Origin of the sequence: Streptomyces marincola (assembly GCF_020410765.1) — a bacterium.
GTDB classification, from domain to species: Bacteria; Actinomycetota; Actinomycetes; order Streptomycetales; family Streptomycetaceae; genus Streptomyces; species Streptomyces marincola.
This window is the reverse complement of sequence record NZ_CP084541.1, coordinates 5650931-5671028: the sequence shown is the minus strand read 5'-3', so window position 1 is coordinate 5671028 and position 20098 is coordinate 5650931. Positions and strand designations below refer to the sequence as shown.

Annotated in this window: 19 protein-coding genes; 9 read left to right on the top strand and 10 right to left on the bottom strand. The window is 71.8% G+C overall.

From position 1 onward, the window contains the following. Positions 1-151: 151 nt before the first annotated feature. From LC193_RS25010 to acnA, 6 genes are all read right to left on the bottom strand, one after another. Positions 152-1252 (bottom strand): sugar ABC transporter substrate-binding protein, encoded by a 1101-nt coding sequence (locus LC193_RS25010; protein WP_226077627.1) that lies wholly within the window; start codon positions 1250-1252, stop codon positions 152-154. Between the two features lie 202 nt (positions 1253-1454). After that, the gene (locus LC193_RS25005; RefSeq protein WP_226077625.1) at positions 1455-2678 is read right to left on the bottom strand and encodes an ROK family transcriptional regulator; all 1224 of its coding nucleotides are present in this window, start codon (positions 2676-2678) and stop codon (positions 1455-1457) included. Positions 2679-2844: 166 nt separating this feature from the next. Continuing rightward, the gene (locus tag LC193_RS25000; RefSeq protein ID WP_226077623.1) at positions 2845-3708 is read right to left on the bottom strand and encodes a carbohydrate ABC transporter permease; all 864 of its coding nucleotides are present in this window, start codon (positions 3706-3708) and stop codon (positions 2845-2847) included. Between the two features lie 25 nt (positions 3709-3733). Beyond that, positions 3734-4762: a carbohydrate ABC transporter permease gene (locus tag LC193_RS24995; RefSeq protein ID WP_226077621.1), complete on the bottom strand. Its 1029-nt coding sequence runs from the start codon at positions 4760-4762 to the stop codon at positions 3734-3736. 15 nt (positions 4763-4777) lie between these two features. Continuing rightward, a complete protein-coding gene (ngcE, locus tag LC193_RS24990; RefSeq protein ID WP_226077619.1) occupies positions 4778-6196 on the bottom strand; it encodes an N-acetylglucosamine/diacetylchitobiose ABC transporter substrate-binding protein in 1419 nt (472 codons plus the stop codon). Between the two features lie 237 nt (positions 6197-6433). Next, positions 6434-9154, bottom strand: a complete 2721-nt coding sequence (gene acnA / locus LC193_RS24985; RefSeq protein ID WP_226077617.1) for an aconitate hydratase AcnA — start codon at positions 9152-9154, stop codon at positions 6434-6436. Positions 9155-9724: 570 nt separating this feature from the next. Between acnA and LC193_RS24980 the strand changes: the two genes are divergently transcribed. Next, entirely contained in the window at positions 9725-10384 is a 660-nt protein-coding gene (locus LC193_RS24980; protein ID WP_226077615.1) for a hydrolase, read from the top strand. 73 nt (positions 10385-10457) lie between these two features. On the opposite strand, the gene LC193_RS24975 is transcribed toward LC193_RS24980, so the two are convergent. Both LC193_RS24975 and LC193_RS24970 read right to left on the bottom strand, forming a co-directional pair. Next, the gene (locus tag LC193_RS24975) at positions 10458-10925 is read right to left on the bottom strand and encodes a MarR family winged helix-turn-helix transcriptional regulator (protein ID WP_226077613.1); all 468 of its coding nucleotides are present in this window, start codon (positions 10923-10925) and stop codon (positions 10458-10460) included. A 184-nt stretch (positions 10926-11109) separates the two neighbouring features. After that, complete coding sequence (locus tag LC193_RS24970) at positions 11110-11772, bottom strand: TetR/AcrR family transcriptional regulator (RefSeq protein WP_226077611.1); 663 nt, start codon at positions 11770-11772, stop codon at positions 11110-11112. A gap of 176 nt (positions 11773-11948) precedes the next feature. Here LC193_RS24970 and LC193_RS24965 point away from each other — a divergent pair, with 176 nt between their 5' ends. From LC193_RS24965 to LC193_RS24945, 5 genes are all read left to right on the top strand, one after another. Continuing rightward, complete coding sequence (locus LC193_RS24965) at positions 11949-12359, top strand: PPOX class F420-dependent oxidoreductase (protein ID WP_226077609.1); 411 nt, start codon at positions 11949-11951, stop codon at positions 12357-12359. Positions 12360-12527: 168 nt separating this feature from the next. Further along, on the top strand, positions 12528-13031 hold the full coding sequence (locus LC193_RS24960; RefSeq protein WP_226077607.1) for a hypothetical protein: 504 nt from the start codon (positions 12528-12530) through the stop codon (positions 13029-13031). Then, positions 13028-13429, top strand: coding sequence for a transcriptional regulator (locus LC193_RS24955; protein ID WP_226077605.1), 402 nt, complete (start codon positions 13028-13030; stop codon positions 13427-13429). Before LC193_RS24960 ends, LC193_RS24955 begins: the two co-directional genes overlap by 4 nt. Then, entirely contained in the window at positions 13426-14370 is a 945-nt protein-coding gene (locus LC193_RS24950) for an ABC transporter ATP-binding protein (RefSeq protein ID WP_226077604.1), read from the top strand. The genes LC193_RS24955 and LC193_RS24950 overlap by 4 nt, the downstream gene beginning before the upstream one ends. Positions 14371-14411: 41 nt before the next feature. Next, complete coding sequence (locus LC193_RS24945; RefSeq protein WP_226078872.1) at positions 14412-15296, top strand: ABC transporter permease; 885 nt, start codon at positions 14412-14414, stop codon at positions 15294-15296. 51 nt (positions 15297-15347) lie between these two features. On the opposite strand, the gene LC193_RS24940 is transcribed toward LC193_RS24945, so the two are convergent. Continuing rightward, positions 15348-16244 carry a zinc-binding dehydrogenase gene (locus tag LC193_RS24940; protein ID WP_226077603.1) on the bottom strand — a complete coding sequence of 299 codons (897 nt, stop codon included), beginning with the start codon at positions 16242-16244 and terminating at the stop codon, positions 15348-15350. Positions 16245-16345: 101 nt separating this feature from the next. Here LC193_RS24940 and LC193_RS24935 point away from each other — a divergent pair, with 101 nt between their 5' ends. From LC193_RS24935 to LC193_RS24925, 3 genes are all read left to right on the top strand, one after another. After that, complete coding sequence (locus LC193_RS24935) at positions 16346-16738, top strand: winged helix-turn-helix transcriptional regulator (RefSeq protein ID WP_226077602.1); 393 nt, start codon at positions 16346-16348, stop codon at positions 16736-16738. A gap of 113 nt (positions 16739-16851) precedes the next feature. After that, positions 16852-18381 carry a helix-turn-helix domain-containing protein gene (locus LC193_RS24930; RefSeq protein WP_086157576.1) on the top strand — a complete coding sequence of 510 codons (1530 nt, stop codon included), beginning with the start codon at positions 16852-16854 and terminating at the stop codon, positions 18379-18381. 101 nt (positions 18382-18482) lie between these two features. Next, on the top strand, positions 18483-18758 hold the full coding sequence (locus tag LC193_RS24925; protein WP_226077601.1) for a hypothetical protein: 276 nt from the start codon (positions 18483-18485) through the stop codon (positions 18756-18758). Between the two features lie 11 nt (positions 18759-18769). Here LC193_RS24925 and LC193_RS24920 read toward each other — a convergent pair whose 3' ends face one another. Beyond that, positions 18770-20041, bottom strand: coding sequence for an Nramp family divalent metal transporter (locus tag LC193_RS24920; protein ID WP_404819480.1), 1272 nt, complete (start codon positions 20039-20041; stop codon positions 18770-18772). Positions 20042-20098 lie beyond the last annotated feature (57 nt).

Here is a 20098-nt window from a genome sequence, read left to right as displayed (position 1 = left end):
TGCAGGGGATGTCCCGGTCCGGCCGCGCCACCCGGTGGCGGGGCGGCGCGGCCGGACCGGGCCCGGGCCGCTGCCGGCGGGCCGGCCGCGGCGCCGGGCGTGGTGGCGCGCGGCGGTGCCGGGCGCGGGGGCCCGGCCGGACGGCCCGGCGTCAGCCGAGGCCGGCCTCCTCGCAGGCCTGGGCGTAGTCGCCGGCGCAGATGTCCTCGATGGTGTAGAACTCGTCCGCGATGACGGTGTCCTCGATGTCGTCGACCGTGACGGCCACGGGTTCGAGCAGCGCGCTCGGCACGCCCTGGTCCGTGGGGCTGTCGACGCTGTCCGGGGTCAGGTCGGCGAAGTCCTCGCCGTTCAGGAGGCGCACGGCGATCTCGGCCGCGGTCTCCGCCTCGACCCGCAGGCCCTTGTAGATGGTGAAGGTCTGCTCGCCGGTGACCAGGCGCTGGAGACCGGCGAGTTCGGCGTCCTGGCCGCCGACCGGGATGCCGGTGACGCCCGCGGAGCTGAGCGCGGTGATGACGCCGGCGGCCATGCCGTCGTTCGCGACGTAGACGGCGTCGATGGCGTCCTCGCCCAGGGAGTCGAGCGCCGCGGTCATCTCCTCGTTGGCGAGGGCGGCCTCCCAGCCGGGCACGTCCTGCTCGAAGACGATGTCCACCGTGTCGTGGAGGACGGAGTGGGCGCCCGCCTTGAACAGCGCGGCGTTCGGGTCCGTGGGCGAGCCGTTGATCATGACGACGCCCGCGCCCTCGGCCTCGGGGCCGAGCGCTTCGAGCAGCGCCTCGCCCTGGAGCTGGCCGACGCGCTCGTTGTCGTAGGAGACGTAGGCGCTGATCGGCCCCTCGGCGAGCCGGTCGTAGGCCACCACGGGCACGCCCTCGGCCTCGGCGTCCTCCACCCAGCTCGACGTCGCGGAGGCGTCCACCGGGTCGAGGATGATGACGTCGACGCCCTGGGTGAGCATGGCGTCGAACTGCTGCTTCTGGAGGTTGGTGTCCTCGCTGGCGTTGCTGTATTCGACCTCGCAGTCGGGGCACAGCTCGGCTATTTTCGCCTCGATATACGGGCGGTCGAAGGACTCGTAACGAGTGGTGGCGTCCTCCGGCAGGAGCAGGCCGATGGTGCCGCCGGACTCGCTGCCGCCCTCGTCCTCCCCGTCGTCACCGCCGCCCGCTTCGCCACAGGCGGCCAGGGCAACCGTCAGGGCGATGGACGTGGCTGCCGCGGCGAGAACTCGCTGTTTTTGACGCATGGTTGGCTTCGCCTTCCGGTTGGGCCGCAGGGGCGGCCTTGGGTCGGCTGTGAGCTAACTCCGCCTCGTTCTTGCCGTCAATACATAAAGCCGCGGTCAATCAAACCGATACCTTCTCTTACGACTGAAACGAAGGTTTGACGCGTCTTTAGGGCGGGTAGAAAGCGCCACCCCAGATGCACGGAAGCGGCGCATTTTCTTCTTATGTGTTGGATTTACTTGTTGACTCTTCGCAGCCGCGTGAGGCCGGGGCGCCCACGGGCCCGAGCAGCATCCCGTCGCCCATCTCCCGCAGCACCAGGGCAAGCGCTCCCAGCACCTCGGCCCGGCCGCCGAGCGCACCCGGCACCAGGGACAACTGCCGGGCGGCGCTGGGGATCGCGTAGCGCCCCACCGAGTCGCGGATCGGCCCGAGCGCGAGTTCCCCGGCCTCCGCGAGGTCGCCGCCGAGGACGACCCGGCTCGGGTTGAGCAGGTTGCACAGTTGCGCGACGCCGGTCCCGATGTGGCGGCCGATGTCCGCGATCACCCGCCGGCACCCCGGGTCGCCCTCGCGCGCCAGCTGCACGACCCGGTGCATCGTGAGGTCGGGACCGTGGCTCGTGTGCAGCAGCGGCAGCACGTGCCGGGCGGCGGTGAACGTTTCGAGACAGCCCCGGTTCCCGCAGCGGCAGACCGCCCCCGACTCGTCCACCGTGATGTGCCCGATCTCGCCCGCCGTGCCGCCGGGCCCGCGGTAGATGCGCCCGTTGATCACCAGGCCCGCGCCGACGCCGCTCGCCACCTTGATGTACGCCAGGTCGCCCGCGCCGCGCCCGCTCCCCCAGACGAACTCGCCCAGCGCGCCCAGGTTCGCGTCGTTGTCCACGTGCACCCGCACCCCGGTCCTCGCGGCCAGTTCCTCACGGGGGTTGGTGCCGCGCCAGCCCGGCAGGATCGCGGTCGAGCCGAGCGCGCCGGTCGCCACGTCGATGGGGCCCGGCACGCCGAGCCCTATCCCTATGACCTTGCCGCGCTCCACACCCGCGGCGCCGAGCAGCCGGGCGACGAGCTTCTCGGCCCGGCCGAAGCCCTGTTCCGCGGAGGAGTCCACGTCGAACGGCTCGGCCTCCTCCGCGAGCACCTGGTGCGCCAGGTTCCCGACGGCCACGCGCAGGTGCGAGTGCCCGAAGTCGACGCCGACGACGATGCCCGCGTCGCTCGACAGCGAGACGCTGCGCGCCCGCCGGCCACTCGCCGACGTCGTGCGCACCTCGACGGTGCCCAGGTCCTTCAGTTCCCGAACGATGTTGGACACCGTCGCCGCGGACAGTCCCGTGGTCCTGGCGATCTCCGCCTGGGTCAGCGAGCCCGCGGCCCGGACGGCGCGCACGACACGTTCCAGGTTGGCACGGTGCAGCGAGGACTGCGACCCCGGAGTCTCCACGGCTCACTCCACTTCCCGTCTCGGGCGGGTCCCGCGGTGGGCCCGCAGGCCGCCCCGACAGCGGTAGGCAGGAGACGGCGCCGGGCCCACTATATGAACTCAAGGGCCGAGGGGGGAGAACAGCGGGGAAACCGCTTGCGTTCCGGTCGTGACCGGGTATGCCTCTCTAACGCACCGCCCCGGCGGTGAGGCCGGTCTGCACCTGCCGCTGGAAGGTGACGTAGACGACGAGCACCGGCAGCATCGCCATCGTCACCCCCGCGTACAGCGCCCCCCAGTCGCCCTCGTACCCCTGCTGCACCATCAGCGCCGCCAGCCCCTGGGGCAGCACCGCGTCGTCCGGGTCCCCGACGTTGAGCACCCGGGGCAGCACGAACTGGTTCCACTGGCCGAGGAAGTTGAAGATCCCGATGCTGATGAGCCCGGGCCGCGCCATCGGCATCATGATCTGGAAGAACGTCCGGGTGTGGGAGGCGCCGTCCAGGGTGGCGGCCTCCTGCACCCCGGTGGGCAGCGTCCGGAAGAACGACACCAGGAAGAACGTCGTGAACGGCAGGGAGTAGGCGATGTAGACGATGATCAGCCCCTGCCTGGTGTTCAGCAGCCCGAAATTGTTGAGCACGAAGAACAGCGGCACCAGGGCGAGGAACACCGGGAACATCATGCCGCCGACGAACAGCAGATGGATGACGCGGTTGCCGCGGAAGGAGAACCGGGCCAGCACGTAGGCGGCCATGGAGCCGAGCAGCATCGTCCCGGTCAGCGAACCCGCCAGGATGATCAGCGAGTTCAGCGTGTAGCGGCCGATGTCGGCGTTGGTCCAGGCGTTGGTGAAGTTCTCCCAGGCCAGATTCGTCGGCAGGCCGAAGGGGTCCGCGACCAGGTCCGCGTGCGGGCGGAGGCTGGAGATCGCGACCCAGATCAGCGGCCCGGCCGCCATCACGACCCACACCACGAGGAAGGAGTGGGCGAAGACGTTGAGCACGCCGCCGCTGCGCCGGCCCGCCTCGGTGTGCTGCTGCTCGCTCATGCGAAGTTCTCCCCAGGTGAGGCGGTCAGTACTCGATCCGCTCCCGGCGCCCCACGAACATCATCAGCACCGAGAAGACGAGGGTGACGAGGAAGAGGGCCACGCCGATGGCGGTGGCGTAGCCGGCCTGGCCGTCCCGGAACGCCTTCTCGAAGAGATAGCTGGGGACGACGTCCATGCCGTGTTCCGGCACCATGACGTTGACGAGCGCGAAGGCGTCCAGCGCCTGGATGCCCATGTAGATCCAGCCGGTCCTGACGGTGTCCCAGGTCAGGGGGAGGGTGATGCGGAAGAACGTCACGCTCCGGTTCGCGCCGTCGAGCAGGGACGCCTCGTAGATCTCGCCGGGGATGGCGCTCATCGCCGCCGAGAACAGCACCACGTAGAAGCCGACGAACGACCAGCACAGCACGAACAGCACGCACCACAGGGCCAGGTCGCCGCCGAGCCAGTCCTCCCGCTGCCAGGAGTCGAGGCCGACCGCGCCGAGCCCTTCGTTGAGGACGCCGCTGCGCGGGCTCAGGGCGCGGGCGAAGATCACCGCGATGATCGCGAGCGAGAGCACCTGCGGGAAGAAGTAGACGACCTTGTAGAGGCGGGAGCCGAACACTCCCGACACCGCCTCGTTGCGCCGCCGCCTGCCGCCGGCGTTCAGCATGAAGGCGAAGAAGAGGCCGAGGCCGAGGGTGATGACCGGCGCCAGGACGAGCAGCACCAGGCTGTTGCCCATCGCGTCCCAGAACGCGTCGTCGTTCCACAGGCGTTCGTAGTTCTCGAACCCGGTGAAGTTGTACGCGCTGCTGAACCCCGACCAGTCCGTCATCGAGTAGAAGAACGCCTGGAGGAACGGCGAGACGACGAACAGCAGGTAGACCAGCAGCGGCAGGAAGAGGAACCAGGAGATGAACCGGTAGGTGTCCAGCTTCCGGTAGCGCCGGTCGTACCGCACCCGCCGCGGAGTGAACCGGGGCGGCAGGAAGAACGCCGCCGCGAGGTGCAGTCGGGTGCAGGGGGGCGGCGGGCTCTCCGCCTCCCGGGGTGTGCGGACTTCCATGCCGGCCCTCCCCCGTCAGACGTGCTGGAACTTCTGGATGGAGTCGTCCCGCGCCGCCGCGTCGGCGGCCTGCTGGCAGCGGGTGATGGCCTCGTCGGGCTCCATCTCGCCGGCCATCATGGCGGCGACGGCGCCGCCGATCTCCTCGTTGTTCAACTGCCGGTACCAGTCGGGCATCCGCGGGATGACGAGGTTGTCGCCGGCCGCGGCGAGGATCTCCTGCGCACTGGTCAGGCCCGGCGGCAGGGTCAGCCCGTCGGCGGCGCCGCGCACGCAGGTGAGCGAGGAGACCAGCTGGGTGAAGTTCCGCGCGGACTCCGAACCCAGCATGATGCGCAGGAATTCGAGCCCGCCCGGCACGTTCGCGGCGTCCGCGGGGACGAAGAACGGCTCACCGGCCGACGCCCAGATCGTCTCGAACGGCATGGCGTCCGAGGAGTCGAGGCCCGTGGGCGGCCCCACCGCCATGTCGAAGTCCTCGGGCGTGTTCTGCGCCGTCTCGTTCTCCACCCAGGAGCCGTTGGGGATGAACAGGGCCCGGTACTGGTTCCACTCCCCCTGCGACTCCTCGTGGGTGAGGCCCGGGCTGCCCTGGAGCACGTAACCGCGCGCCACCAGCTCGTAGTACGCCTCGAACGCGGACCTCACGGCGTCGTGCCGCCAGGCGTTGGGCTCCAGGTTGTCGATGGCCCGCAGCACGTCGGGGCCGCCGATCTTGGCGATGAACGGGTACAGCGTGAAGTTGAAGTAGTAGGGGTAGACGCCGGGGTACGTCCAGCCGGCGATGCCCTCCTGCTTGGCCTTCTCGCACACGGCGATCATCTCGTCCCACGTGCGCGGGTACTCGACCTCAAGGCGCTCAAGCGCGGTGCGCGAGTACCACTGGCCGTAGACGTTGAACGTGTAGTTGAGCCGGTACATCGCCTCGCTGCCGAACTGGCCCATCTCCACGGTGCCGGGCAGCAGCGTGTCCCTGACGCTCACCGAGGGGTCGTCGAGCGACGGCGCGTCCAGCAGCTCCGTCAGGTCGTGCACCTGGTTGTTGCGGATCAGCGCCGCGATGTCCATGGCGTCCGCGCCGCCGTTGTTGACGACGTCGGGCGGGTCGCCCTGCACCATGCGGGGCTGGAGCCTGGTCTGGATCTCCGTGGTCTTGACGTGCTCGACCGGACCGTAGCTGCCCTGGTAGATCTCCTCCGCGTCCAGCGCGTACTGGTCGCCGAAACCGCCGTCGAAGATGACGACTTCGAGCTCCGCGTCGGGGTTGACGCCGAACGGGTTGGAGTCGGTGGCCTCCTCCCGTTCGACGGTGTCGTTGTCGCCGCCGCCGCTGGCGCACGAGGCGAGCGCGCCGACGGCCGGGAGGGTGAGGAACCCCGCTGCCGCCGAACGCCTGATCAGGGCACGGCGGTTGAGGTACGGACCGGAAGTCATGTTCGAGTCCTCGCCTTCACGAAGGGACACCGGCGGAGGGTGGCCGCCAGATCCCGACAGGTATAGTCCACTCGACGCGGACGCGGAAGATCGCGGGCGTGATCGCCAACAGGCTTTTCCGAGTTGAGATCTCCATGACACACGGCGGGGCCGCCCTCCGCGAGGTGCGGAGGGCGGCCCCGGTGGCGCGTGCGGTCCCGACCCGGCCGGCGGTGGCCGGGCGGGTCAGGGCGCGGGTCAGGCCGCGAGCAGCGAACGCAGCACGTACTGCATGATGCCGCCGTTGCGGTAGTAGTCGGCCTCCCCCGGCGTGTCGATGCGGACCGTGGCGTCGAACTCGACGCCGGTGTCCGTGGCCACCTTGACGGTGGCCGGCGTCTCACCGTCGTTGAGGGCGGTGATGCCGGTGATGGAGTAGGTCTCCTCGCCGGTCAGGCCCAGCGTGGCGGCCGTGGTGCCCTCGGGGAACTGGAGCGGCAGCACGCCCATGCCGATCAGGTTCGAGCGGTGGATGCGCTCGTAGGACTCGGCGACGACGGCGCGCACGCCGAGCAGCGCGGTGCCCTTGGCCGCCCAGTCGCGGGACGACCCCGAGCCGTACTCCTTGCCCGCGAGGACGACCAGCGGGGTGCCGGCGGCCTCGTAGTTCTGGGCGGCGTCGTAGATGAAGGACACCGGCGCGCCGTCCTGGGTGAAGTCCCGGGTGTAGCCGCCCTCGGTGCCCGGGGCGATCTGGTTGCGCAGCCTGATGTTGGCGAACGTGCCCCTGATCATGACCTCGTGGTTGCCGCGGCGGGACCCGTAGGAGTTGAAGTCCCGGCGCTCGACGCCGTGTTCGGTGAGGTACTTGCCCGCGGGGGTGTCGGCCTTGATCGCGCCGGCCGGCGAGATGTGGTCGGTGGTGACCGAGTCGCCGAGCTTGGCGAGCACCCGGGCGCCGGAGATGTCGGTCACGGGCGCGGGCTCGGTCGTCATGCCCTCGAAGTACGGGGGCTTGCGCACGTAGGTGGACTCCGGGTCCCACTCGAAGGTGTCGCCGGTGGGGATGGAGAGCGCGTTCCACTGGGCGTCGCCCGCGAACACGTCGGAGTAGCTCTGCCCGAACATCTCCTGCCCGATGGCGGAGGCGACGACCTCCTCGATCTCCTGCTCGGTCGGCCAGATGTCCCGCAGGTAGACCGGCTTGCCGTCCTGGTCGGCGCCGAGCGGCTCGCTGGTGATGTCGACCTTCATCGAGCCGGCGATGGCGTAGGCCACGACCAGGGGCGGGGACGCCAGGTAGTTCATCTTGACGTCCGGGTTGATGCGGCCCTCGAAGTTGCGGTTGCCCGAGAGGACCGAGACCACGGCCAGGTCGTGCTCGTTGACCGCCTCGGAGATCTCCTCGGGCAGCGGGCCGGAGTTGCCGATGCAGGTGGTGCAGCCGTAGCCGACCAGGTTGAACCCGAGCTTGTCCAGGTACGGCGTGAGGCCCGCGCGGTCGTAGTAGTCCATGACGACCTTGGAGCCCGGGGCCAGGGTGGTCTTGACCCACGGCTTGCGGGACAGGCCGCGCTCCACCGCCTTCTTGGCCAGCAGGGCGGCGCCGACCATGACGGAGGGGTTGGAGGTGTTGGTGCAGGAGGTGATGGCCGCGACGGTGACCGCGCCGTGGTCCAGCTCGAACGTGGTGCCGTCGGCCGCGGTGACGGTGACCGGCTTGCTCGGCACGCCGTTGCTGACGGCGGGCGAGTCGGAGGCCGGGAACGACTCCTTGCCCGCCTCGTCCCCGTCGACGTCCGGCACGTAGGCGCGCACGTCCTCGGTGAACTTCGACTTGGCGTCGGTGAGCGCGATGCGGTCCTGGGGCCGCTTGGGGCCGGCGATGGAGGGCACCACGGAGCCGAGGTCGAGCTCCAGGTACTCGGAGAACTCGGGCTCGGCGGCCGGGTCGTGCCACAGGCCCTGTTCCTTGGTGTACGCCTCGACCAGCGCGAGCTGCTGCGCGTCGCGCCCGGTGAGCCGCAGGTAGTTGACGGTCTCGGCGTCGATCGGGAAGATCGCCGCCGTCGAGCCGAACTCCGGCGACATGTTGCCGATGGTGGCGCGGTTGGCCAGCGGCACCGCGGACACGCCCTCGCCGTAGAACTCGACGAACTTGCCGACCACGCCGTGCTTGCGCAGCATCTCGGTGATGGTGAGCACCAGGTCGGTCGCGGTGGTGCCGGTGGGCAGCTCACCGGTCAGCTTGAAGCCGACGACCCGCGGGATCAGCATCGAGACGGGCTGGCCGAGCATCGCGGCCTCGGCCTCGATGCCGCCGACGCCCCAGCCGAGCACGCCCAGGCCGTTGACCATCGTGGTGTGCGAGTCGGTGCCGACGAGCGTGTCGGGGTACGCCTGACCGCCGCGGACCATGACGGTGCGGGCCAGGTGCTCGATGTTGACCTGGTGCACGATGCCGGTGCCCGGGGGGACGACCTTGAACTCGTCGAACGCGGTCTGGCCCCAGCGCAGGAACTGGTAGCGCTCGCGGTTCCTGCCGTATTCGAGCTCGACGTTCTGCTGGAACGCGTTCGGGGTGCCGAACTTGTCGGCGATCACGGAGTGGTCGATGACCAGTTCGGCCGGGGCGAGCGGGTTGATCCGCGAGGCGTCGCCGCCCAGCTCGCGGACGGCCTCGCGCATGGTGGCGAGGTCGACGACGCACGGCACGCCCGTGAAGTCCTGCATGATCACGCGGGCCGGCGTGAACTGGATCTCCTGGCTCGGCTGGGCGCCGGCGTCCCACCCGGCGAGGGCCCGGATGTGGGCGGCGGTGATGTTGGCCCCGTCCTCGGTACGGAGCAGGTTCTCCAGCAGCACCTTCAGGCTGTACGGGAGGCGGGCCGACCCCTCCACCTTGTCCAGCCGGAAGATCTCGTACGACTCGTCGCCCACCCGCAGCGTGCTGCGGGCGTCGAAGCTGTTCGCCGACACGACTGTCTCCTTCAACACATGATTTCGCGCGTACTACGCATCCTGCCGTCCGCTCCGAGCCGGGGCTCGCTGAGGTGACCCTAAGTAGGCCCTCGGGCGGAGGCGGCGGCGGCGCCGTCCTGTCACCAGATATCTCGATGTCGAGATAACTCTAACGCATGCCCGCCCGCGGCTCACGCGCCAGGCCGCCGACCCGCCCGGACAACGCCGCGCGACGCCCGCCGGACGCCGAGCGCCCGCGAGGCCCGTCCGGCCGCCCGGAAGGCGGCGGGAACCGGTACGCGCACACGGCGGACCCGGCGCCGAGCGGCGGCCATGCGGGTGAAGGGCGGCGGCCGGAGCGGGGCCGGCCGAACCGGCGCGACAGCGAAGGGAACCGGCGGCCGGCGGCGGCAAACCGTCACCCCCGGAAACTAGTTGACACTTCAACCACAGCCGCCTAGGTTTGATGATGCGTCAACCAAATGGTGGGGTCGCCGGCCGGTCAGCCGCCTCCGGCTCACCGCGGGCACCGGAATCCCGGTGCGCCGCCGAGGCCCCGTGGACGCGAGGCTCCCAGAAGGGAATCCCATGAGCACTGGAAAGAAAGCCGGACTCGACGCGCTGCTGACGCCCGAGGAGAGCGTCCTCGTGCTGATCGACCACCAGCCGTTCCAGTTCGCCAACCTGAACAGCCACGAGCCGACGATGGTCGCCAACAACGTCATCGGACTCGCCAAGGCCGCCAAGGTGTTCGACGTTCCGACCATCCTGACGACCGTTCTGGAGGAGCGCGGCGGCCTTCTCCTCCAGGGGCTCCAGGACGTGTTCCCCGAGCAGAAGCCGATCAACAGGACCTTCGTCAACACCTGGCAGGACCAGCGCGTCGTGGACGCCGTCAAGGCGACCGGACGCAAGAAGCTGATCATCGCCGGCCTCTGGACGGAGGTCTGCGTGGCGATGCCGGCCATCCAGGCGGCGGGCGAGGGCTTCGATGTCGTCGTCGTCACCGACGCCTCGGGCGGCGCCTCGGACGAGGCGCACGACATGGCCGTGCGGCGCATGGTCCAGGCGGGCGTGGTTCCGATCACCTGGCTGGCCGTGATGAGCGAGTGGCAGCGCGACTGGGCCCGCGAGCAGACCGTTCCGGGGATCACCGAGATCCTGCTGGAGCACGGCGGCGCCACCGGTGTCGCGTTCGCCTGGGAGACGCAGCTCCTCGCGGCGGGGCGCGGAGACGGCGGCGCCTGACCCGACGCGGCGCCGGGCGCCTTCAGCCCCGGGGGCCCGGCGCCGTGCGGCGGGGAGGAGCGGCGCCGACCGGTCAGTCGGGCCGCGTCTCCATGTGCGCGAGGACGCGGTCGCAGATCCGGGCGAACGCGTCGAGGTCCTCCCGGGTGAGGGCGTCGATGAACAGCCGGCGGACGTCCTCGACGTGCAGGGGCGCGGCGTCCTCGATCGCCTCGCGACCGGCCGGGGTGACGACGACGAACGCCCCGCGTCCGTCGTCGGGGCACTCCTCCCTGGCCACGAGACCGCGCTTGCGCATCCGCGTGACCTGGTGCGACATGCGGCTCTTCTCCCACTCCACGCGCTTGACCAGGTCCATGAAACGCATCCGCCCGCCCTCGGCCGCCGTGAGGTTGACCAGCACCTGGTAGTCGGCGGCGGACATGCCCGAGTCGGCCTGGATGCGGCGGGAGAGCCGCCCGATGAGCGTCTCCTGCATGCGGATGAAACTGTCCCAGGCGGCCTTCTGCTCCGGGGCCAGCCAGCGAGGCGTCGCGTTCACGCAGGGAGTGTAACGAAACCGTTGACATCTCACCTATCCCGCCGACGCGGCCGATTCCGCTCGGTACCCGGGCACTCCGGTCACCGCCGCCGCCCACCGCGCCGACGGGAAGCCCATGAGGTCCGCCGGGATCGGGCGCCGCCGTGTCCCCGCCCGGCGGGCCGCGCGCCGGACGGGGCCCGCCTCACGCGGAGGAAGCGCTCCCCGCCCCCCGGCTCCCAGCGGGTCCCGGCTCATCGACGAGGGCGACCATGGCGGTCGCGGCACGCGCCCACAGCTCCGGGTCCGGCTCTTGCGCGCCGACGGCGGCCTGGTGGGCGAGACCGTGGAGGATGGCCGCCTCGGCGCCCGCCAGGGTGGCCGCCTCGTCGGACGTGAGGCGGCGGCGGTCGGCCGGGTGCACCCGGCGGCCGGTGAGCAGTTCGGCCAGGTGGTGTCGCGTACGGCCGAGGCGCTGGAGGAGTTCGCCGCCGCGTGCGTCGTCCTGGAGGGCGAGTGCCAGTGCCTCGGCCTCCAGACGCAGGGCCCGCCTGCCCGCGAGCGAGCCGACGATCCCGCAGTAGGCCCGGGCGAACGCGGCCACGACCTCTGCCGCGGTGAGGTCCTGATCGTCCTCAAGCGCGCGCGCCGCAGCGGCGACGCGGTGGAGCGCGCTGTCGAGGACCGCGAGCAGCAGGCCCTGCTTCGCCCCGAAGATGGAGTAGATCGCGCCGGTGGTCAGGCCGGCCTCCTCCGCGATCCTCTCGATGCCCACGGCTTGATAGCCGTGCCGGGTGAAGAGCTGCTCAGCGGCCCGGGTCAGCGCTTCCGCGTTCCGCCGCCGGCTCTCGGCCCGCCTTCCCGGCATGCCGCCCCTCCCCTCGACGCCCTCGCGCCGCCGACCCGTTCCGTAGTGCCACTATGAGTGTAGCGACGCTACGGATTACTCGGCGCGCGCCGCGTACGCCGTTCGCGCCGACGACGCGCCGCCGGCTTCCGGCGCCGCCCGGACACGCGCGCCACTTCGCACTCCCGAGGAGAACCATGGACACCGCACAGGCGCAGGAGTTCCTGCGGACGCACCACCACGCCGTCCTGAGCACCTTCAGGAAGGACGGCCGGCCCCAGCTCTCCCCCGTCGTCCTCGCACTCGACGCCGCCGGCCGGGTGGTGCTGAGCACCACCGAGACGCGCGCCAAGTGCCGCAACCTCCGGCGCGATCCGCGCGTCTCGGCCTGCGTGTTCACCCGCCCCTTCTTCGGCCCGTGGACGCAGGTCGAGGGAACGGCCGAGATCCTGCCGCCGGGCGACGGGTTCGACGCCGCGGCACTCGCGAGCCTGCACGGCGCGCTGGGCGAGGAGTACGGCGACTGGGAGTCCTTCCGCGCCGGCATCCACGCGGACGGCCGTGTCGCGATCCGGTTCGGCATCGAGCGCGCCTCGGGCCCGGCCTGAGCGGCCCGGTCGCTCTCCGCGCCACCGGTTCCCCCGGCGCCCCGCGGCAGCCCGACTTGCCCACCGGGAAAGCCGAAGGTGACTTTCCCAGCGGGAAAGTAACGCGGGGTTCGCGCGGCCGTGCGCCGCGCGGCTCGCGCGCACCGTTTCGTCGGGAGGGTCAGGGCCGTGAGCGCACCGGTGGACGCCGAACAGGCGTGGAGGGACCTGCAACGCATCCGGGTACCGCAGGAGCGGGTGTACGACGAGTTCGAACGGCACGGCACCGGCGGCCGGCGCACCACGTACGCCACCGCCGCGATCATGTGGCTGTTCCTCGTCGGCATGGGCCTTGACCTGCCCCTGTGGGGGGTCTGGCTGGGCTGCGCCGTGTACACCGGGCTGCTGGCCGCGCTGGCCGTGAGGCACCACCGCGCGAGCCGGCTCCTGCTGCACCACTCCCGTCGCACCGGGCGGATGTTCGCCACGTTCGCCGCGGGCGGCGTCCTGGTCGCGGGGACGGTCCTGCTGTCCGGCCGCCTGGCCGAGCCGCTCGCCCCCCTGCCGGCCGGCGTGTTGCAGGCCACGGTCACGGCGGGCGTGTTCGTGCTGTTCGCCGGCCCGGCCGAGCGCTGGTCCGCCGCCTCGGTGCGCGGTCGGGGCGCGGCGGCCGTTCGAGGGAGGGCGGTGTGACGAGCACGCCCGCCGGCTTCGACGAACTGATCCATCCCGCCACCCGGCTCTCGGTGGTCGCCCTGCTCGCCGCCACGGAGTGGGCGGAATTCGCGTTCGTCCGCGACAGCCTCTCGCTCAGCGACTCCGCGCTCTCCAAGCAGCTGGCCACCCTGGAGCAGGCCGGCTACCTGGCCGTCCACAAGGAAGGCGGGGGCCGCAAGCGGCGCACGAAGGTGCGGCTGACGGACCACGGCCGCGCCGCCTTCGAGGGGCACGTGGCCGCGCTCCGGGCGATCGTCGAGACCGCCGGCCCCCCGGCGGCACCAGGACCGGCCGCGGCCGCGGACGGCGCCCCCGCCGCGGCGGCGACCGGAACGGCGCGGGCGGGGCGGCACCGCACGGAGGCGGGCCGATGACGGCACCCGCGCCCCCCGCGCCGTCCGCCGCACGCGCGGAACCCGTCATCCGGGCCCGCGGCGTGACCATGGCCTACGGCGGGACCACCGTTCTGCACGGCCTCGATCTGGACGTCCACCGCGGCGAGGTCTTCGCGCTGCTCGGACCGAACGGCGCCGGCAAGACCACCACCGTCGAGATCCTGGAGGGCTTCAGGCGGCGCTCCGGCGGCGAGGTCAGCGTTCTGGACACCGACCCGGAGCGGGGCGGCGACGCCTGGCGCGGCCGGATCGGTCTGGTGCTCCAGTCCTGGCGCGACCACGGCCGCTGGCGGGTCGCCGAGCTGCTGAAGCACTTCGCGACCTACTACCCCGACCCGCGCGACCCGGCCGGACTGCTGGCCCTGGTGGGCCTCACCGGGCAGGGCGACCAGCAGGTGGGCCGGCTCTCCGGCGGCCAGCGCCGGCGGCTCGACGTCGCGCTCGGCATCGTCGGCCGCCCCGAGCTGCTGTTCCTCGACGAGCCGACCACCGGCTTCGACCCGCGGGCGCGGCACGAGTTCCACGTCCTGGTCGAACGGCTGGCCCGCGAGGAGGGCGTCACCGTCCTGCTCACCACCCACGACCTGATGGAGGCCGAACGGCTCGCGGACCGGATCGCGATGCTCGTCGGCGGCCGGGTCCGGGCCTGCGGCACCCCGGCGGAACTGGCCCGGCGCGCCGCCGCACAGGCCGAGGTCCGCTGGACGGCCGAGGACGGAACGTTCCGCAGCGCGCGCACGGACGACCCCTCGGGCCTCGTCTGGGACCTGCACCGCGCCGCGCGTGGCCCGATCCCGGGTCTTGAGGTCCGCCGCCCGACGCTTGAGGACACCTACCTGCGCATGGTGCACCGGCAGGACGGCGGCGCGGACGGATTCACGGCCGCGAGCGTGCCGACGGCAGGAGGGACGCGGACGTGACGGACCACAGCCGCACCGCGGGCAGCGGACGTGCGGCGGACATGAACGGAGCGCACGGCGGGCCGCGGCCGGCCGCCCGACCGCACTGGCGGGCCGGGTTCCTCCGCGGCGGCATCGAGCTGCGGCACCTCCTGCGCAACCCGAGGGAGCTGTCCGGCCATCTGACCAACGTGGTCGTCGCGCTGCTGATCGCCTCCCTCGTCGACGGCGACGTGTCCGGCACCCCCGCCCCGATGGCCCACCTGGTGCTCGCGGGCTTCGCCGCCTATCTGCTGTTCCAGATCGGGCTGATCAGCCTCCCGCAGACGCTCGTGACCGAACGGGAGGAGGGCGCCCTGCTGCGGCTGCGCGCCACACCCGGCGGCATCCCGGCCTATCTCGTCGCCAAGTGCCTGCTCGTGGTGGTCACGGCGGTCTGCACCGTGGCCCTGCTCATCGCGGCGACGGCGCTGCTGGCCGACGGCCCACTGCCGCGCGGCCCCGAGGGCTGGCTGACCCTGCTGTGGGTCACCGCGCTCGGGCTGCTCGCCGTCGTGCCGCTGGGCGCGGCCATCGGCGCCGTGCTGCCGAACCCGCGCGAGGCGCTGGCGCTGATCATGCTGCCCGTCATGGCGCTGCTGTTCACCTCGGGCGCGGTGTTCCCGATCACCTCGCTGCCGGGTCCGCTCCAGCAGGTGGCCGCCCTCTTCCCGCTCAAGTGGATGGCGCAGGGCCTGCGTTCCGCGCTGCTGCCGGACGCGGCGCGGACCGCGGAGGCGGCCGGCGCCTGGGAGCTGCCCATGGTCGCCCTGGTCCTGACCGCGTGGGCCGTCCTCGGGTTCCTCCTCGCCGTCCCGCTCCTGCGCCGCGCCGCGCGCCGCGAGTCGGGCTCGCGCCTGACCGCGCGTCAGCTCAGGGCGGCGCGCGGCGGCGCGGCGGCCGGGTAGGCGCGGGCCGCGGCGGCCCGCGGACGCGGGCGCGCCGGGCGATGCCGGTGCTCAGGGCACCAGCAGCCACCGCCCGCGCTGCCCGCCCCCGGCGACCTTGTCGTACGCCGTCGCGGCGTCGGACAGGGCCACCCGGCCTGCGACCCGCGGCTCCAGGACTCCCGCGGCGGCGAGGGCGAGGAGTTCCGCGAGCCGCGCGCCGTCCGGCTCGACGCTCACGATGGCGACCTCGACGCCCCGCTCAGGAGCGGCGGGCGACGAGGACGTGACCCCGACGAACGCCCCGCCGTCGCGGACCGCGCCGAGCGCCGCCGCGTGCAGCACCGCGCCGTCGACGACGGCGTCGAAGGACGGCCCCGGCAGCTCCGTGACGAGCGCGCGCGCCCCGGCCCGCAGCACGAACGCGCGGTCGTCCGCGCGCGCCAGCGCGGTGACCTTCCAGCCGGCGTGCGCGGCCAGCGCCACGGCGTACCCGCCCACGGCGCCGGCGGCGCCGGTGACCAGCAGGGTCCGCCCGTCGGCCGGGCCGAGCCGGTGCACCATCTGGGCCGCGGTCGAGGCGTTGAGCGGAACGGACGCCGCGTCGACCTCGTCGAGGCCGCCGGGCAGGAGCGCGGTGGCGGCGGCCGGCACGACCGTCTCCTCGGCGTGCGCCCGGACCGGGGCGGTGACGTCGCGGTGGACGGCGGCGACCGGATCGCCGACCGAGAAACCGGTGACCTCGGCACCGACCCCGGTGACGACGCCGGTCAGCGACCAGCCGAGGCCCACGGTGCCCGTGAGTCCGAAGATCGTCCGGGCCGGTCCGCCGGCGAAGAGGGTGTCGACGGGGTCGACCGACGCCGCGGTGACGCGGACCCGCAGGTCACCCGGGCCCAGCGGGGGCAGCGCCGCCTCCCGGAGGGTGGGCGCGGGCGTCTCGGCGGTGGAGACGAGGGCGAGCGGCATGGGAGAACTCCTTGCGATCGGTGGACTGCTCCACCTTCCGCCCGTTACTCTCCTTTGGGAAGTAGGCACTTTGAAGTGGTGCAGGCACCCGGAGGTAAGCCATGGACCTGACCGGCACCGACGCGCCGGCGGCCCGGTTCGACGCGTTCACCGCCTCCTGCCCCAGCCGGCAGCTGCTCGACACGATCGGCAACAAGTGGGCGAGCCTGGTCATCGTGGCGCTCGGCCTCGGCGGCCGGATGCGCTACTCGGAACTCGCCGCGCGGATCGCCGGGGTGAGCCAGAAGATGCTCACCCAGACCCTGCGGAACCTCGAACGCGACGGCCTCCTGACCCGCACGGTGACCCCGGCGGTCCCCGTCCGCGTCGACTACGAGCTGACCCCGCTCGGCCGGTCCCTGATGGTGACGATGCACCACCTCAAGGAGTGGGCCGAGACGCACATGCCCGAGGTGCGTCAAGCGCGCGAGGAGTACGACCAGCGCGACATGTGAACGCGCGCCCGGCGCGTCCGCCCGGCGCGCGACACGCCCTCGCGCGGGCGTGTCGTCACCCGAATGGCAGCCCTCGGCTCGGCTCATCTCATATGTGAGATAAGCTCGATAACATGATCGACGACTACCTCGCCCGGATCGGTCAGCTCATTCGGGACGCACGGCAACATCGCGGCTGGACGCAGGTCCAGCTGGCGGAAGCACTCGGGACCAGCCAGAGCGCGGTCAATCGCATCGAGCGAGGCAATCAGAACATCAGCCTTGAGATGATCGCGCGCATCGGCGAAGCCCTCGACAGCGAGATCGTCTCGCTCGGCTACGCCGGCCCGATGCACCTGCGCGTGGTCGGCGGGCGGCGCCTGCACGGCAGCATCGACGTGAAGACGAGCAAGAACGCCTGCGTCGCGCTGCTGTGCGCCACCCTGCTCAACTCGGGGCGCACCGTGCTGCGCCGCGTCGCCAGGATCGAGGAGGTCTTCCGCATCCTGGAGGTGCTGGGCTCCATCGGCGTCCGCAGCCGGTGGATCAACGACGGCGCGGACCTGGAGATCGTCCCGCCGGCCCAGCTCGACCTCGACGCCATCGACCAGGAGGCGGCGCGCCGCACCAGGAGCATCATCATGTTCCTCGGTCCGCTGCTGCACCGCATGGACCGCTTCCGCATCCCCTACGCGGGCGGCTGCGACCTGGGCACGCGGACCGTCGAGCCGCACATGACGGCGCTGCGGCGCTTCGGCCTTGAGGTGACCGCGACCGAGGGCACCTACCACGCCACGGTCAACCGGCAGATCAAACCGGAACGCGCCATCGTGCTGACCGAGCGCGGGGACACGGTCACCGAGAACGCGCTGCTCGCCGCCGCCCGGCACGACGGCGTGACCGTCATCAGGAACGCCTCGTCCAACTACATGGTCCAGGACCTGTGCTTCTTCCTCGAACAGCTCGGTGTGCGGATCGAGGGCGTGGGCACCACCACGCTCACCGTGCACGGCGTCGCGGAGATCGACCGGGACGTGGACTACTCGCCCTCGGAGGACCCGGTCGAGGCCATGAGCCTGATCGCCGCCGCGGTCGTGACCGAGTCCGAGCTGACGATCCGCCGGGTGCCGGTCGAGTTCCTGGAGATCGAGCTCGCGGTCCTCGAAGGCATGGGCCTCGACCACGATCTGGGCCCCGAGTACCCGGCGGACAACGGACGCACCCGGCTGGCCGACCTGACGGTGCGCCCCTCCAAGCTTGAGGCACCGATCGACAAGATCCACCCGATGCCGTTCCCGGGTCTGAACATCGACAACGCGCCGTTCTTCGCGGCCATCGCCGCCTCGGCGCACGGCTCGACCCTCATCCACGACTGGGTCTACGACAACCGCGCGATCTACCTGACCGACCTCAACCGCCTCGGCGGCCGGCTCCAGTTGCTCGACCCGCACCGGGTGCTCGTCGAGGGCCCCACGCGGTGGCGGGCGGCCGAGATGATGTGCCCGCCCGCGCTGCGGCCCGCCGTCGTCGTGCTGCTGGCGATGATGGCCGCGGAGGGCACGTCCGTGCTGCGCAACGTGTACGTGATCAACCGCGGCTACGAGGACCTGGCCGAACGGCTGAACTCGGTGGGCGCGCAGATCGAGACGTTCCGCGACATCTGAGGCGCGCACGCCCCCGGGCATTCGCCCACGTGACCAGGGGCGTATGCGGGGATCGCGCGGGGAAGAACCGGTAACACCCGGCAACGGAGAGGAGTTCTGTCATGGACCAGGCGCTGGACAACAGGCTGGACAAACGACTGGACAACAGGGACACCCGGCGGACCCTCGTGCTCTTCGGCGCCACGTTCGTGCTCGCGGTGCTGGCCTCGCCGCTGTTCGTGCTCTACGAGCTGCTGCTCGGAGCGTTCGGGCTGGTGGCAACCGGCCTGCTCGCGCGCGGGCGGGAGGGCACCAAGGCGAGGACGGCCACGGTCGTGTTCGCCGGCATCCTGGCGGGCAGTCTGCCGTACCTGATCGCCGCGCCGTTCCTGTCCTGACGGCGCCGCGGTCACCAGGGCAGGTCGCGGACCTGCTCGACGCACAGCACGAGGAAGAGGACACCCGAGCCCAGGAGCATGGCGTTGCTCAGCGGGCCGTTGCGCCACTCGCGCGGCACGCGGTCGGTGTTCAGCAGCCACAGCAGGGTCAGCGCGAGGAACGGCATGAAGAAGGCGCCGAGCACACCGTAGGCGAGGACGAGCCCGATCGGCTGGTCGAGCCACAGCAGCCCCATCGGCGGGAACGTGAGCCACAGCAGGTAGGCGCGGAACGGCCACGACCGCTCGCGGTCCTCCTCGGGCACGGCGGACGCCGGCCGCACATGGCTGACGAAGTCGGTGAACAGGAGGCTGACGCCGTGCCAGACGCCGATCACCGAACTGAACGAGGCGGCGAAGAAACCGATCAGGAACAGGTTCGCGGTGAGGGTGCCGAATCGTTCCTCCAGGACGGTCCCGACGTCCAGCAGGCCGCGGTCTCCCTGGCTGAGGGCGACGTCCGCGGCGTTCAGCAGCTCGGCTCCGATCACGAGCATCGCGACGACGAACAGCCCGGTGGTCGCGTAGGCCACGCGGTTGTCCAGCCGCATCACGGACATCCACGCGGGCCCCCGCCACCCCTTGGCCGTCACCCAGTAGCCGTAGGCGGCCAGGGTGATGGTCCCGCCGACGCCGCCGATCAGGCCGAGCGTGTAGAGCACGGACCCGTCGGGCAGTGTCGGCACCAGGCCGGCGGCGAGCGCCCCGGAGTCGGGGCCGACCCGGATCGCGATGCCGACGACGATCACGAACATGAGGCCGACGAAGACCGTCATCAGCTTCTCGACCACGGCGTAGCGGTTGAACCAGACGCACACCAGCCCGAGCAGCCCCGCCGCGATGCCCCACGTGCGCAGTGACGGGCCGTCGGGGAAGAGGGCCACCAGCGGCAGGGCGCTCGCGGACATCGCGGTGGCCCCGTAGACGAAGCCCCAGATCATGATGTAGACGCCGAAGTACACCACCGTCCACGGGCCGAGGCCGCGCCAGCCCTCGAAGATCGTCCGGCCGGTGGCGAGGTGCCACCGGCCGGTGGCCTCGGCCAGCGAGATCTTGATGAGGCAGCCGAGCACCGCCGCCCACACCAGGGTGTATCCGTACCGTTCGCCCGCGACGGCCGTGGCCACCAGGTCGCCCGCGCCCACGCCCGTCGCGGCGACCACGAGTCCCGGACCTATCAACCGCCAGCGGCCCCGCGGGGGCGCGCCGTTCTCCTGTGTCGTCTTCGTCACGACGGGGATCATGCCCAGCGCGCGATGTTTGATGGGTGCACGCCACACCCGGGCTCGGCCGGTGGCCCG

Coding starts and splice junctions, on each gene's coding strand:
- LC193_RS25010 (WP_226077627.1), bottom strand. CDS start 1,252: ATGCGTCAAAAACAGCGAGTTCTCGCCGCGGCAGCCACGTCCATCGCC.
- LC193_RS25000 (WP_226077623.1), bottom strand. CDS start 3,708: ATGAGCGAGCAGCAGCACACCGAGGCGGGCCGGCGCAGCGGCGGCGTG.
- LC193_RS24995 (WP_226077621.1), bottom strand. CDS start 4,762: ATGGAAGTCCGCACACCCCGGGAGGCGGAGAGCCCGCCGCCCCCCTGC.
- ngcE (WP_226077619.1), bottom strand. CDS start 6,196: ATGACTTCCGGTCCGTACCTCAACCGCCGTGCCCTGATCAGGCGTTCG.
- LC193_RS24980 (WP_226077615.1), top strand. CDS start 9,725: ATGAGCACTGGAAAGAAAGCCGGACTCGACGCGCTGCTGACGCCCGAG.
- LC193_RS24970 (WP_226077611.1), bottom strand. CDS start 11,772: ATGCCGGGAAGGCGGGCCGAGAGCCGGCGGCGGAACGCGGAAGCGCTG.
- LC193_RS24965 (WP_226077609.1), top strand. CDS start 11,949: ATGGACACCGCACAGGCGCAGGAGTTCCTGCGGACGCACCACCACGCC.
- LC193_RS24950 (WP_226077604.1), top strand. CDS start 13,426: ATGACGGCACCCGCGCCCCCCGCGCCGTCCGCCGCACGCGCGGAACCC.
- LC193_RS24945 (WP_226078872.1), top strand. CDS start 14,412: ATGAACGGAGCGCACGGCGGGCCGCGGCCGGCCGCCCGACCGCACTGG.
- LC193_RS24940 (WP_226077603.1), bottom strand. CDS start 16,244: ATGCCGCTCGCCCTCGTCTCCACCGCCGAGACGCCCGCGCCCACCCTC.
- LC193_RS24935 (WP_226077602.1), top strand. CDS start 16,346: ATGGACCTGACCGGCACCGACGCGCCGGCGGCCCGGTTCGACGCGTTC.
- LC193_RS24930 (WP_086157576.1), top strand. CDS start 16,852: ATGATCGACGACTACCTCGCCCGGATCGGTCAGCTCATTCGGGACGCA.
- LC193_RS24925 (WP_226077601.1), top strand. CDS start 18,483: ATGGACCAGGCGCTGGACAACAGGCTGGACAAACGACTGGACAACAGG.
- LC193_RS24920 (WP_404819480.1), bottom strand. CDS start 20,041: ATGATCCCCGTCGTGACGAAGACGACACAGGAGAACGGCGCGCCCCCG.